At 69.3% G+C, this 13,698-nt stretch carries 11 protein-coding genes and 2 tRNA genes; 2 read left to right on the top strand and 11 right to left on the bottom strand.

The features are described from left to right. Positions 1-100: 100 nt before the first annotated feature. The 5 genes from ABZX65_RS34830 to ABZX65_RS34810 all read right to left on the bottom strand — a co-directional run bounded on the left by ABZX65_RS34830 (position 101) and on the right by ABZX65_RS34810 (position 6,703). Positions 101-1,123 (bottom strand): rod shape-determining protein, encoded by a 1,023-nt coding sequence (locus tag ABZX65_RS34830; RefSeq protein WP_355349577.1) that lies wholly within the window; start codon positions 1,121-1,123, stop codon positions 101-103. A 264-nt stretch (positions 1,124-1,387) separates the two neighbouring features. Further along, complete coding sequence (gene ndk, locus ABZX65_RS34825; protein WP_188282321.1) at positions 1,388-1,801, bottom strand: nucleoside-diphosphate kinase; 414 nt, start codon at positions 1,799-1,801, stop codon at positions 1,388-1,390. Between the two features lie 206 nt (positions 1,802-2,007). Next, positions 2,008-2,379: a DUF4233 domain-containing protein gene (locus tag ABZX65_RS34820; protein ID WP_355349537.1), complete on the bottom strand. Its 372-nt coding sequence runs from the start codon at positions 2,377-2,379 to the stop codon at positions 2,008-2,010. A 13-nt stretch (positions 2,380-2,392) separates the two neighbouring features. Next, a complete protein-coding gene (locus ABZX65_RS34815) occupies positions 2,393-3,883 on the bottom strand; it encodes a folylpolyglutamate synthase/dihydrofolate synthase family protein (protein ID WP_355349574.1) in 1,491 nt (496 codons plus the stop codon). 186 nt (positions 3,884-4,069) lie between these two features. Next, positions 4,070-6,703 carry a valine--tRNA ligase gene (locus ABZX65_RS34810; RefSeq protein WP_355349534.1) on the bottom strand — a complete coding sequence of 878 codons (2,634 nt, stop codon included), beginning with the start codon at positions 6,701-6,703 and terminating at the stop codon, positions 4,070-4,072. A 118-nt stretch (positions 6,704-6,821) separates the two neighbouring features. On the opposite strand from ABZX65_RS34810, the gene ABZX65_RS34805 reads away from it, so the two are divergent. Then, complete coding sequence (locus tag ABZX65_RS34805) at positions 6,822-7,814, top strand: hypothetical protein (RefSeq protein WP_355349531.1); 993 nt, start codon at positions 6,822-6,824, stop codon at positions 7,812-7,814. Positions 7,815-7,942: 128 nt separating this feature from the next. On the opposite strand, the gene clpX is transcribed toward ABZX65_RS34805, so the two are convergent. From clpX to ABZX65_RS34780, 5 genes are all read right to left on the bottom strand, one after another. Continuing rightward, positions 7,943-9,226, bottom strand: coding sequence for an ATP-dependent Clp protease ATP-binding subunit ClpX (gene clpX, locus ABZX65_RS34800; protein WP_188282316.1), 1,284 nt, complete (start codon positions 9,224-9,226; stop codon positions 7,943-7,945). A gap of 165 nt (positions 9,227-9,391) precedes the next feature. Then, positions 9,392-10,066, bottom strand: a complete 675-nt coding sequence (locus ABZX65_RS34795) for an ATP-dependent Clp protease proteolytic subunit (RefSeq protein WP_223187111.1) — start codon at positions 10,064-10,066, stop codon at positions 9,392-9,394. 69 nt (positions 10,067-10,135) lie between these two features. Further along, positions 10,136-10,738: an ATP-dependent Clp protease proteolytic subunit gene (locus ABZX65_RS34790; RefSeq protein WP_355349570.1), complete on the bottom strand. Its 603-nt coding sequence runs from the start codon at positions 10,736-10,738 to the stop codon at positions 10,136-10,138. A gap of 399 nt (positions 10,739-11,137) precedes the next feature. Further along, positions 11,138-12,532, bottom strand: a complete 1,395-nt coding sequence (gene tig, locus ABZX65_RS34785) for a trigger factor (RefSeq protein ID WP_355349527.1) — start codon at positions 12,530-12,532, stop codon at positions 11,138-11,140. 208 nt (positions 12,533-12,740) lie between these two features. After that, positions 12,741-12,817 (bottom strand) — tRNA-Pro (locus ABZX65_RS34780). Between the two features lie 120 nt (positions 12,818-12,937). Here ABZX65_RS34780 and ABZX65_RS34775 point away from each other — a divergent pair. After that, positions 12,938-13,011: transfer RNA gene (locus ABZX65_RS34775), tRNA-Gly, on the top strand. A gap of 128 nt (positions 13,012-13,139) precedes the next feature. On the opposite strand, the gene ABZX65_RS34770 is transcribed toward ABZX65_RS34775, so the two are convergent. Then, positions 13,140-13,592 (bottom strand): Lrp/AsnC family transcriptional regulator, encoded by a 453-nt coding sequence (locus tag ABZX65_RS34770; protein ID WP_355349524.1) that lies wholly within the window; start codon positions 13,590-13,592, stop codon positions 13,140-13,142. Positions 13,593-13,698 lie beyond the last annotated feature (106 nt).

Genomic DNA, 13,698 nt, shown 5'->3' with positions numbered 1-13,698 from the left:
TCGGACCTGCCGCCGCTGTGCACCGCGGCCGGTCAGAGCTTGTGGGGCGGGTTCCCGCCGTCGCTGCGGGCGACCGGTGAGCCCGTGTGCTGCCCGTGCCTCATCTGCGTGGCGAGGAGTCGAGCACCTGCTGGAGTGCCTCGAATTCCTCGACGCACTTGCCCGCGCCCAGCGCCACGCAGTCCAGCGGCGACTCGGCGATGTGAATGGGCATTCCCGTCTCGTGCCGCAGCCGCTCGTCCAGGCCGCGCAGCAGCGCGCCGCCGCCGGCCAGCACGATCCCGCGGTCCATGATGTCGCCGGACAGCTCGGGCGGGCACTTGTCCAGGGTGGTCTTCACCGCGTCGACGATCGCGTTGACCGGCTCCTCGATGGCCTTGCGCACCTCGGCCGCGGAGATCACCACGGTCTTGGGCAGGCCGCTGACCAGGTCACGGCCGCGGATCTCGGTGTGCTCGTCGTCGTCCTTGGAGGCGAAGGCGGAGCCGATGGTGAGCTTGATCTGCTCCGCGGTCCGCTCACCGAGCAGGAGGCTGTACTCCTTCTTGATGTGCTGGATGATCGCGTTGTCCAGCTCGTCACCCGCGACGCGGATGGACTGGGCGGTGACGATGCCGCCGAGGCTGATCACCGCGACCTCGGTGGTGCCGCCGCCGATGTCCACCACCATGTTGCCGGTGGCCTCGTGCACCGGGAGCCCGGCGCCGATCGCCGCCGCCATCGGCTCCTCGATGATGTGCACGGTACGGGCGCCGGCCTGCGTGGTCGCCTCGATGACGGCGCGTCGCTCGACTCCGGTGATGCCGGAGGGCACGCAGACGACCACCCGCGGGCGGGCCAGGTACCGCCGCTTGTGGATCTTGAGGATGAAGTAGCGCAGCATGCGCTCGGTGATCTCGAAGTCGGCGATGACGCCGTCCTTCAGGGGGCGCACCGCGACGATGTTGCCGGGGGTGCGGCCGATCATCTTCTTGGCCTCGGAACCGACCGCGAGGATGCCGCCGGTGTTGGTGTTGACGGCCACGACCGACGGCTCGTTCAGGACGATCCCGCGGCCCCTGACGTACACCAGCGTGTTGGCCGTCCCGAGGTCGACTGCCATGTCACGGCCGATGAACGACATGTTGTTCGCCATGTGGATACGTCTGGCCTTCCCGAGCTTGAGCGGAGATTCCATCGTAGTCGCGCCCGGCGGGGCACGGGGTCGGGGTTCCGACGTCATTGTCATCAGAACACACAGCGGACCTCTGTAATGGTGACGCCGTGTCGGGGTGTTTGGTTCCCGATCGCCGACGGCATATGCCCGGGGCGGCGGGATTCCCCCGGGCGCCTGGTCCGACGGGGCGTCAGCAACGGTACTCCGTACCCGAACAGCCAGGTCCCGGGATTAGGCCAGACCGGGGAAGAAGATCTTGATCTCGCGCTCGGCGGACTCCTCGGAGTCCGAGGCGTGGATCAGATTCTCCCGGACAATCGTCCCGAAGTCCCCCCGAATGGAGCCCGGCGCGGCGGCGATCGGGTCGGTCGGACCGGCCAGCGCGCGGACGCCCTCGATGACCCGCTCGCCCTCGACGACCATCGCGACCGCGGGGCCCGACGCCATGAAGTCCATCAGCGGCTCGTAGAACGGGCGGCCGACGTGCTCGGCGTAGTGCTGCTCCAGCGTGCCGCGGTCCAGGGTGCGCAGTTCGAGCGCGGCGACGGTCCAGCCCGCCTTGCGTTCGATGCGGCCGACGACCTCGCCGATCAGGCCGCGGCGGACGGTGTCCGGCTTGAGAAGGACAAGGGTGCGCTGCGACACGGGACGGCTCCTGCTGTGTGCGGTCTACGGGTTCGGTGTACGGGTTCTCTGTACGGGTGCGGCGTGCGGCCGGCGGGGTGCGGCCGCGGGGGGCGCGGCCGTATGGGCTCCGGCCGGCGGGGTGCGAAGTATGACGAGCCTACAAGGGCGGGCGGTGCCCGGCGGACACCGGGCCGGGACGGACGGGACGGACGGTGCGGCTGGGGTCACGCTTCCTGGGCCCGCGCACGGTCTTGTGCCCGCGCCTCGGCCTGCGCCGCGTGCCGGGCCTTCAGGACGTCCACCTTGCGCCCGTAGTGGATCGCCGCCCACCACAGACCGGCGAAGATCACGCCGAGGAAGAACATCGTGCCGACCCAGTACCCGCTGACCACCAGCGCGGCCTGGAGCACCCAGCCGACGGTCAGCGCGCCCGGCCGGGTGAGCATCCCGCACAGCAGCACGCACAGCGCCATGGCGATCCCGCACACCGTCCAGACGGTGCCCATCGACAGGTCGGGATGTTTCATCGCGACCAGACCGGCGAAGCCGATGACGAAGAACTCGCCGATCAGCGTGCTCGCGCACAGCGTCCGCATCGTCCCGCCCCCTTCACTTGCGGCCCAGCAGCAGCCGGGCCTCTCCGACGGTGATGACGGAACCGGTGACCAGCACTCCGGCCCCGGAGAACTCGCCCTCGTCCTCGGCGAGCGTGATCGCCGCCTCCAGCGCGTCGTCCAGCCTCGGCTCGACCTGCACCCGGTCGTCCCCGAACACCTCGACGGCCAGCGCCGCCAATTCGTCCACGTCCATCGCGCGGTGCGTCGAGTTACGGGTGACGACGACCTCGGAGAAGACCGGCTCGAACGCCTCCAGCAGCCCGCGTACGTCCTTGTCGCCGCTCGGCCCGACCACACCGACCAGGTGCGTGAAGCCGAACGCCTCACCGACCGCGGCCGCCGCGGCGGCCGCGCCCGCCGGATTGTGCGCCGCGTCCAGGACCACGGTGGGGCTGCGGCGCACCACCTCCAGGCGGCCGGGCGAGGTGACCGAGGCGAACGCGGCCCGCACGGTGTCCATGTCGAGGGTGCGCGACTGGGTGCTGCCGATGCCGAAGAACGCCTCGACGGCGGCCAGCGCGACCGCCGCGTTGTGCGCCTGGTGCTCGCCGTGCAGTGGCAGGAAGACCTGTTCGTACTCGCCGCCCAGGCCGCGCAGCGTCAGCAGTTGCCCGCCGACGGCGACCTCGCGGTGCACGACGCCGAACTCCATGCCCTCGCGGGCGACCGTCGCGTCCGCCTCCACGGCCCGCTTGAGCAGCGTCTGCGCCGCGTCGGCGGGCTGCTGGGCCAGGACGGCGGTGGCGTTCTTCTTGATGATGCCGCTCTTCTCCACCGCGATCTCGCCGGGCGTGGAGCCCAGCCGGTCGGTGTGGTCGAGCGCGATCGGGGTGACCACGGCGACCTGGCCGTCCACCACGTTGGTGGCGTCCCAGCCGCCGCCCATGCCGACCTCGACCACCGCGACGTCGACCGGCGCGTCCGCGAAGGCCGCGTACGCCATCCCGGTGAGCACCTCGAAGAACGACAGCCGGTGCGGCTGCGCGTCGTCCACCATGCCGACGAAGGGCTGGATGTCGCGGTAGGTCTCGATGAACCGCTCGGCGGAGATCGGCGCGCCGTCCAGGCTGATCCGCTCGGTGACGGACTGCACGTGCGGGCTGGTGTAGCGGCCGGTGCGCAGGTCGAAGGAGAGCAGCAGCCGCTCGATCATCCGGGCGGTGCTGGTCTTGCCGTTGGTGCCGGTGATGTGGATCGCCGGGTAGGCGCGCTGCGGGTCGCCGAGGACGTCCATCAGCGCCGTGATCCGGTCGAGCGAGGGCTCCAGCTTCGTCTCGGGCCAGCGGCCGAGCAGCTCCTCCTCGACCGTGCGCAGCTCCCGGTCGACGGCGGGGTCCGCGGGCCGCGCCGGTACGTCGTCCTCGGCCGCGACCGGGCTGACACCGGCCCGCAGCGTCCGGCTGCCCGCCTCGATGACGGCCAGGTCGGCCTCGCGGAGGGTACCGTCGGCCGCCCCGTCCGCGTCCTCGACGTCGTCGTCCACGTCGTAGGCGGTGTCCTGGATTTCGTACGCGTCGTCTTCGGGGCCGTCGCCGTTGTGCGGGTGCTCGCTCACAGCGCCCAGTCTACGGAGCCCGCGAGCGGAAACGGCCACGGGCCCGGACCGCGGGTGCGCGGTCCGGGCCCGTGGCACACGGTGGCCCTTCGGGGCGGGCGGCCCTCGGTGCGGTCAGGCCGAAGGGAGGGCCGCGATCTGCGCGGTGATCCGGGCGATGTCGGCCTCGGCGGTCGCCAGCCGCGTACGGATCTTGGCCACCACCGGCTCGGGCGCCTTGCCGAGGAACGCCTCGTTGCCCAGCTTCTTCTCGGCGTCGGCCTTCTCCTTCTCGGCCAGGCCGAGGTCCTTGGTGAGCCGCTTGCGCTCGGCCGGAACGTCGATCGTGCCGGACAGGTCGAGCGCGACCGTGGCGCCCGCGACCGGCAGCGTCGCGGTGGCGTGGAAGTCCTCGCCCGCGGGCTGGAGCCGGAGCACCTGGCGGATGGCGTCCTCGTGCGGCGCGAGCAGCGTCCCGTCCAGGGTCAGCAGCGCCGGGACCTTCTGGCCGGGCTGGAGCCCCTGGTCGGAGCGGAAGCGGCGGACCTCGGTGACCACCCGCTGGACCTCGGCGATCTCCGCCTCGGCCGCCGCGTCCCGGAAGCCGCTGTCGCTCGGCCAGTCCGCGACGACCAGCGACTCGCCGCCGGTCAGCGTCGTCCACAGCGTCTCGGTGACGAAGGGGACGATCGGGTGCAGCAGCCGCAGCATCACGTCCAGGACCTCGCCCAGGACCCGCCCGGAGACCCGGGCGCCGTCGCCGCCCGCGAAGAAGACGGTCTTGGACAGCTCCACGTACCAGTCGAAGACCTCGTCCCACGCGAAGTGGTAGAGGCTGTCGCTGAGCTTCGCGAACTGGTAGTCGTCGTACAGGCCGTTGACCTCGGCGACGACCGTGTTCAGCCGGGACAGGATCCACCGGTCGGTGGCCGACAGCTCCTCGGGCGCGGGCAGCGGGCCCTGGACCGTGGCGCCGTTCATCAGCGCGAAGCGCGTGGCGTTCCAGATCTTGTTGGCGAAGTTGCGGGACGCCTGGACCCAGTCCTCGCCGATCGGCACGTCCGCGCCGGGGTTGGCGCCGCGGGCCAGGGTGAAGCGGACGGCGTCCGAGCCGTACGCGTCCATCCAGTCCAGCGGGTCCACCGAGTTGGGGTTGGACTTGGACATCTTCTTGCCGAACTCGTCGCGGACCAGGCCGGTCAGCGCGATGGTGTGGAACGGCGGGGTGCCGTCCATCGCGTACAGGCCGAACATCATCATCCGGGCGACCCAGAAGAAGATGATGTCGTGCCCGGTGAGCAGGACGTCGGTCGGATAGAACTTCTCCAGATCCGGCGTCTGTTCGGGCCAGCCCAGCGTGGAGAACGGCCACAGGGCGGACGAGAACCACGTGTCCAGGACGTCGGAGTCCTGCGTCCAGCCCTCGCCGGACGGCACCTCGTCGTCCGGTCCGACGCAGATCTGCTGGCCGTTCGGCCCGTACCAGACGGGGATGCGGTGGCCCCACCACAACTGGCGCGAGATGCACCAGTCGTGCATGTTGTCGACCCAGTCGAAGTACCGCTTGTTCAGCTCCGGCGGGTGGATCCTGACCCGGCCGTCGCGGACCGCGTCGCCGGACGCCTTCGCCAGCGGCTCGACCCTGACCCACCACTGGAGGGACAGCCGCGGCTCGATGGTGGTCTTGCAGCGCGAGCAGTGGCCGACGGAGTGGACGTAAGGACGCTTCTCCGCGACGATCCGGCCCTGTTCGCGCAGCGCCTCGACGATCGCGGACCGCGCCTCGAAGCGGTCCAGGCCCTGGAAGGGGCCGGGCGCGGTGATGACCGCGCGCTCGTCCATGACGGTCAGCGACTCCAGGCCGTGCCGCTGGCCGATCGCGAAGTCGTTCGGGTCGTGCGCGGGCGTCACCTTGACGGCGCCGGTGCCGAACTCCGGGTCGACGTGCGTGTCCGCGACGACCGGGATCGTCCGGTCGGTGAGCGGCAGCTTGATCCGCTTGCCGACCAGGTGCCGGTACCGCTCGTCGTCCGGGTGGACGGCGACGGCGGTGTCGCCGAGCATCGTCTCGACGCGGGTGGTCGCCACGACGACCGTCTCGTCGCCCTCGCCGTACTTCAGCGAGACCAACTCGCCGTCGTCGTCCTGGTAGTCGACCTCGATGTCAGAGATCGCCGTCATACAGCGCGGACACCAGTTGATGATCCGCTCGGCGCGGTAGATCAGCTCGTCGTCGTACAGCTTCTTGAAGATGGTCTGGACGGCCTTGGACAGGCCCTCGTCCATGGTGAAGCGCTCGCGGGACCAGTCCACGCCGTCGCCGAGGCGGCGCATCTGGCCGAGGATCCGGCCGCCGTACTCCTCTTTCCACTGCCAGACGCGGTCGACGAACGCCTCGCGGCCGATGTCGTGCCGGGACTTGCCCTCGTCGGCGAGCTGCTGCTCGACCTTGTTCTGGGTGGCGATGCCCGCGTGGTCCATGCCGGGCAGCCACAGCGACTCGTAACCCTGCATCCGCTTGCGGCGGGTGAGGGCGTCCATCAGCGTGTGCTGGAAGGCGTGACCCAGGTGGAGCGTGCCCGTGACGTTCGGCGGCGGGATGACGATGGTGTACGCGGGCTTGTCGCTCTTCGCGTCCGCCTCGAAGTAGCCGCGTTCTACCCAGCGCTCGTACAGCGCCCCCTCTACCTCGGCCGGCGTGTAGGTCGTCGGCAGTTCGGGGGTGCTGTGCGGCCCGCGGTCGGGGCTCTGCTGAGAGTTGTCGGTCACGGCACGATTCTACGGTGGCGGACCATCCCGTTACGAATCCGTATCGCCCCCGCTGTAAGAACCCGATAAAGGATCGGCGAGGATGGTCCGACGGTCGTAAACGAGGGGACCACCTGACATGAGTGACAACCAGCCGCCGCCGAACCCGTACGGGCACCAGCCCCAGCAGGGCGGATACGGGCAGCCGCAGCCGCAGCAGCCGCAGGGCGGATACGGGCAGCAGCCGCAGCAAGGTGGTTACGGCCAGCCGCCGCAGCAGCCGTACGGCCAGCCCCAGGGGCAGCCCGGTTACGGCTACCCCCAGCAGGGCCCGCCGCAGCAGGCGCCGTACGGGCAGCCGCAGCAGCAGCCGGGCTACGGTTACGGCGGCCAGCCGCCCGTCCCGCCGCAGGGCGGTGGCGGCGGGAAGCGCACCGGGATCATCATCGGCGCCGTGGTGGCGCTGGTCGCGATCGGCGCCGGGGTCTTCTTCCTCACCAAGGGCAGTGACGGCGACAACAGCGCCAACGGCGGCAAGGGCGGCGGCGGCAAGAGCACCGTCAAGAACGACGGCAAGCAGTACAAGCTCATCACGCCCGAGACCGTCGCGGAGACGTACAAGAAGTCGAAGGACGCGGACACCGGCGACGGCTTCGACGCCAAGGACGTCACGCTGCTCAAGACGCTCGGCGTCACCGACCCCCAGCAGGTCAGCTCGGGCTACACCAGCGGGTCCCAACTCACCGGCAAGCTGCTGGAGTTCAGCGGTGTCTACGGCAAGGTCGCGGACCCGCAGAAGGTGGTCGACGGCATGTTCGCCGACCTGAAGAAGCAGGCCGCCGACGACAAGGAATCCGGCGGCGGCAAGACCGAACTGGTCGGCAGCCCGCAGAAGGTGCAGCCCGCGGGCATGGACGACGCCGTCATGTCGTGCCAGAACACCAAGTACACCGAGGGCAGCAAGTCGTTCACCACACCGATCTGCCTGTGGGCCGACTACAGCACCGTCGGCTACACCCTGCCGGTCGACCTGGCGACGGCCACCACCGGGGTCGGCAGCGGCATGCCGATCGACGAGGCGGCGGCGCTCACCGCGAAGGTCCGCAAGGACGTGCGCGTCCCGCTCAACTGACGCCGTACGCCGACGCGTTCGGCGTGAGCGTTCCGCGGTCAGCCGTTCCGCGGGGCCGTTCCGCGCAGACGGAAGGGGGCGCCCGGATCCACCGGGCGCCCCCTTCGCGTGTGCTCGTATCTGTGGCGCTACGCGCTCTTCTGCTCGCCCTTGCCGACGATGCGCGGCTCACGCGGCACCAGCGTCGGGTTGACGTTGGAGTGCACCACATCGGCCGTGATGACGACCCGGGCCACGTCCTTGCGGGACGGCACCTCGTACATCACCGACTGGAGGACTTCCTCCATGATGGCCCGCAGACCGCGGGCGCCGGTCTGCCGCAGGATCGCCTGGTCCGCGATGGACTCCAGCGCGCCGTGCTCGAACTCCAGCTCCACACCGTCGAGTTCGAAGAGTTTTTGGTACTGCTTCACCAGCGCGTTGCGCGGCTCGACCAGAATCTGGAGGAGCGCCTCGCGGTCGAGGTTGTGCACGCTGGTGATGACGGGCAGCCGTCCGATGAACTCGGGGATCATGCCGAACTTGACCAGGTCCTCGGGCATGATCTCGGAGAACTGGTCGGCCATGTCCAGCTCGCGCTTGGAGCGGATGGTCGCACCGAAGCCGATGCCCTTGGCGCCCGCGCGGGACTCGATGATCTTCTCCAGACCGGAGAAGGCACCGCCCACGATGAACAGCACGTTCGTGGTGTCGATCTGGATGAACTCCTGGTGCGGGTGCTTGCGCCCGCCCTGCGGCGGCACCGAGGCCGTCGTGCCCTCCAGGATCTTCAGCAGCGCCTGCTGCACGCCCTCGCCGGACACATCGCGGGTGATCGACGGATTCTCGCTCTTGCGGGCGACCTTGTCGATCTCGTCGATGTAGATGATCCCGGTCTCGGCCTTCTTGACGTCGTAGTCCGCCGCCTGGATCAGCTTCAGCAGGATGTTCTCGACGTCCTCGCCCACGTAACCGGCCTCGGTGAGGGCGGTCGCGTCCGCGATGGCGAACGGCACGTTGAGCATGCGGGCCAGCGTCTGGGCCAGCAGCGTCTTGCCGGAGCCCGTCGGGCCGAGCAGCAGGATGTTGGACTTCGCCAGCTCGATCGCGTCGTCGTGCCCGCGGCCGGCGTTCTCACCCGCCTGGACCCGCTTGTAGTGGTTGTACACCGCGACCGACAGGGCCTTCTTCGCGGGCGTCTGCCCGACCACGTAGCCCTCGAGGAACTCGTAGATCTCCCGCGGCTTGGGCAGGTCCTCCCAGCGCACCTCGGAGGACTCGGCCAGCTCCTCCTCGATGATCTCGTTGCAGAGATCGATGCACTCGTCGCAGATGTACACACCAGGGCCTGCGATGAGCTTCTTCACCTGCTTCTGGCTCTTTCCGCAGAATGAGCACTTCAGCAGGTCGCCGCCGTCACCGATGCGTGCCACGAGGTGTTTCCCCTTCGCCTGGGATCCGCCGAGATCAACGGAGCCTGGTGCTTCTCTCATCGACGGTACCTTGCCGCGACCCCCGTGTGGGCCCCCCTTGGACGTACTCACTCAGTGGAGTCCAAGGAGGGCCACCCGCGCGACCGGTCCGTTGTCCGACTGTGTTCAGACCGTCACAGAGGTCTTGCGGGTCGAGACGATCTGGTCGACCAGCCCGTAGGCCAGCGACTCCTCGGCGGTAAGGATCTTGTCCCGCTCGATGTCGTCGCGGATCTGCTCGATCGGCGTCGTGGAGTGCTTGGCCAGCATCTCTTCGAGCTGCTGCCGCATCCGGATGATCTCGTTGGCGGCGATCTCCAGGTCGGAGACCTGCCCGCGGCCGGTCTCGCTGTACGGCTGGTGGATCAGCACCCGCGCGTTCGGCAGCGCCATCCGCTTGCCGGGGCTGCCGGCGGCCAGCAGGACCGCGGCGGCGGACGCCGCCTGGCCCATGCAGACCGTCTGGATGTCCGGCTTCACGAACTGCATCGTGTCGTAGATCGCCGTCAGCGCGGTGAAGGAGCCGCCGGGGCTGTTGATGTAGACCGAGATGTCCCGGTCGGGGTCCATGGACTCCAGGCACAGGAGCTGCGCCATGACGTCGTTGGCCGACGCGTCGTCGATCTGCACGCCGAGGAAGATCACGCGCTCCTCGAAGAGCTTCGCGTACGGGTCGTACTCGCGCACGCCCTGCGAGGTGCGCTCGACGAAGCGCGGAATGATGTAGCGGGCCTCGGCACCGAACACACCGGGCCGCTCGGCCTCGGTGCGCTCGTACAGGCCGCTGCCGGGGAAGTTCATGCTGTTCACGTCCACCGTCCTGGTGATGATGCGGAAGCTGGGTGCTGTCGGCTGGGGTTCCTGAACGGATCAGGCGCCGGTGCCGCCACCGCCCGGGACCTCCGTGGCGGACAGCATGACGCCGTCCAGCAGGCCGTACTCCTTGGCCTCCTCGGCGGAGAACCAGCGGTCGCGGTCGGAGTCCTTGGTGATCTGGTCGAAGCTCTGCCCGGAGTGCTGGGCGATCAGCTCGGCCATGCGGCGCTTGGTGTGCAGCAACTGCTCGGCCTGGATCTTGATGTCGGTGGCGGAGCCGCCGAGACCCGCGGAGGGCTGGTGCATCAGGATGCGGGTGTTCGGCAGGGCGAAGCGCTTGCCGGGGGTGCCCGCGGTCAGCAGGAACTGGCCCATCGAGGCGGCCATGCCCATGGCGATCGTCACGACGTCGTTCTTGATGAACTGCATCGTGTCGTAGATCGCCATACCGGCGGTCACGGAGCCGCCGGGGCTGTTGATGTAGAGGAAGATGTCCTTGTCCGGCTCGGCTGCCAGGAGAAGGAGCTGGGCGGTGATCTTGTTGGCGATGTCATCGTCGACCGCCTGGCCGAGGAAGATGATTCGCTCGCCGAGCAGTCGGTTGTAGACCTGGTCGCCGAGGCCACCGAGAGTCGGCTCGCCGGCGGCGGAAGGCATCGGAGTCGTCACGTATCCACCTGCTCGTTGTCGGACGGCCGTGAAGCCGTCACAGGGTCTTCGTCCGGGCCGGGGCCGACCCCTTCTGGTGCCGGGCCCCCGCCCTCCTACTTACGGACCCTAACGCGCAGGTGGGGCCCAGCAATCCCCTACGCGGAACTGTTCGCTGCCAGCGGAGACCAAGACGCCGCGCCGGCACAGGGGGTTGGTGGCCCGGCCCGGACGTGCCTGCGCGTTCACCTCGCGGAGGCGGGTGCTTCGAGGGGCGCGGGGAACCGCGCGACACGTCCCCACCGGCCGGTGGTCCGAGAACAACCGTGACTGCCCCCTCCGGGGCCGGTGGTGACGTGCAGCCGTCGTCGTGGCTGATCGCGCGGTTCCCCGCGCCCCTGACGGGGCTCAGGCCTGCTCGACAGGCTCCGGCTTCTCGTCGGCGGCCTCGGCGGCCTCGACGGCCTCAACCGTCTCGCCGTCCTCGTCCTCTTCGTCCTCGAGGTCCACGACCTCACCGTTGGTGTCCGTGACCTTGACGGACTCCACGACGACCGCGAGCGCCTTGCCGCGGGCGACCTCGCCGACGAGCATCGGCACCTGGCCGCCTTCCACGACGGCCTGGGCGAACTGGTCGGGAGACATCCCGGAGGTCGCCGCACGGCGCATGAGGTGCTCGGTCAGCTCCTCCTGGTTGACGGAGAGCTTCTCCTTGTTGACCAGCTCGTCCAGCAGGAACTGGGTCTTGATGCCCTTGACCGCCTGGGCCTCGAGCTCCGCGTCGTACTCCTCGCGCGTCTTGCCCTCGCGCTCCAGGTACGTGTCCCAGTCCAGACCCATCTGCGGGAACTGGTGGTGCTCCAGGTTGTGGGTCCTGGTCTCGATCTCGTCCTTGAGCAGCTTCTCCGGGATCGGCACCTCGGACAGCTCGATGAGCGCGTCGAGGACCTTCTCCTGGGCGGCGGTCGCCTGGTCGTACTGCTTCATCCGCTCCAGGCGCTTGCGGCTGTCCGCGCGCAGCTCCTCAAGGGTGTCGAACTCGCTCGCGAGCTGGGCGAAGTCGTCGTCCAGGGCGGGCAGTTCGCGGGCCTGTACGTCGGAGACGTCGACCTTGACCTCGGCGGCGCTGCCGGCGGCGGAGCCGCCCTTCAGCTCGGAGGTGAAGGTGGCGGAGCCACCGGCCTCCAGGCCGATGACGGCCTCGTCGATGCCCTCGAGGAGCTGGCCGGAGCCGATGGTGTAGCTGACGCCCTTGGCGACGCCGTCCTCCAGCACCTCGCCGTCGACGGAGGCTTCGAGGTCGACGATCACGACGTCGCCCTCGGCCGCCGCGCGCTCGACCGTGGTGGTCGAGGCGAAGCGGTCACGGAGCTGCTCCAGCGAGGTGTCGACGTCCTCGTCGGTGACCTCGACGGCGTCCACGACGACCTCGATGCCGGAGTAGTCCGGGATCTCGATCGCGGGGCGGATGTCCACCTCGGCGGTGAACTTCAGCTCGTCACCGTCGTTGAACTCGGTGATGTCGACGTCGGGCTGGCCGAGTACGTTCAGCTCACCCTCGTTGACCGCCTCCGTGTAGAACTTCGGCAGCGCGTCGTTGATGGCCTCTTCGAGGACCGCGCCACGGCCGAACCGCTGGTCGATGACGCGCGCAGGGATCTTGCCCTTGCGGAAGCCCGGCACCGTGACCTGCTGGTTGATCTTCTTGTACGCCGCGTCGAGGCTGGGCTTGAGCTCCTCGAAGGGCACCTCGACAGTGAGTCGAACCCGAGTCGGGTTCAGAGTCTCGACGGCGCTCTTCACGGTTGGGTCTCCTTGGGGGCTTTACGTTGATGGGGGCGGCCGGATCATCCGGTGATCTCGCCGGATCGTCCGGTGATCTCGTCCGGCAAGCAGTACACGGCATGCCGCGCGCTCGGTCGCCAGCGGCCCATCCTACCGGTACCACAATGCGCACGGTCCGGGCCTTCGTGCCCCGGCCCCCAGAATCCCCTCGGGATCGCGGAACCGCTGGTCGGGGTGGCCGGATTCGAACCGACGGCCTTCCGCTCCCAAAGCGGACGCGCTACCAAGCTGCGCCACACCCCGCTGGTGCGACACGTAGAGTACATGCCCCCGTACGCGTGGGCAGCCGGTATTCCCCCGCCGGTTCACCGGTTCGACCGGCTACTATCCGATGTGCCACAATCACTGGCGCATCACACTCCCGCGGGCGTAGCTCAATGGTAGAGCCCTAGTCTTCCAAACTAGCTACGCGGGTTCGATTCCCGTCGCCCGCTCCACGGCCTCCGGCCCGGTCGGTACCACTCGACCGGTGTCCGGGGGCTTTCTGTTTCCCCGGGCCGCGACCGGCGCCGGGACCGGCCCGGGTCGGCCGGGGTCGGCTCGGGTCGGCCCGGGTCACGGCCTTCTAGTCGACCGGGATGCCCTGGGGGGACTTGATGCGCTTCATGATCATCTGGGAGTTGACGTCGCTGACGCCCGGCAGGTCGATGAGCTGGTCGGTCCAGAAGCGCTCGTAGGCGTCGGAGTCGGCGACGGCGATGCGCAGGAGGCAGCCGGGGGCGCCGTAGAGGCGGTAGGCCTCGACGACGTCGGGGGTGGACTGGACCTCGGCCTCGAAGGCGGCGACGGAGGCGCGGTCGCGGCGTACCTCGACGGAGGCGAAGACCTCGAAGCCGCGGCCGACGGCGGCCGGGGCGACGACCGCGCGGTAGGTCTCGATCACTCCGTCGTCCTCCAGCTGCCGCACCCGGCGCAGGCACGGGGAGGGCGTGAGGCCGACCCGCTGGGCCAGTTCCTGGTTGCTCAGCCGGCCGTCGGCCTGGAGCTCGCGCAAGATTCGTCTGTCGATGGCGTCCATGGTGGCAATACCTACCACTCGGTGGCCGAATACCGGTCGGTACGAGCAATCAAATGTCAGGTCTACGCGCATATCATTGCACCGGGTGCAGAGTGGGTAAGTGTCA

This window comes from Streptomyces sp. NPDC003300 (assembly GCF_040610915.1).
Lineage (GTDB): Bacteria > Actinomycetota > Actinomycetes > Streptomycetales > Streptomycetaceae > Actinacidiphila.
Note: the sequence above shows the minus strand (reverse complement) of the source record. Positions and strands in the feature narration are given on the sequence as shown.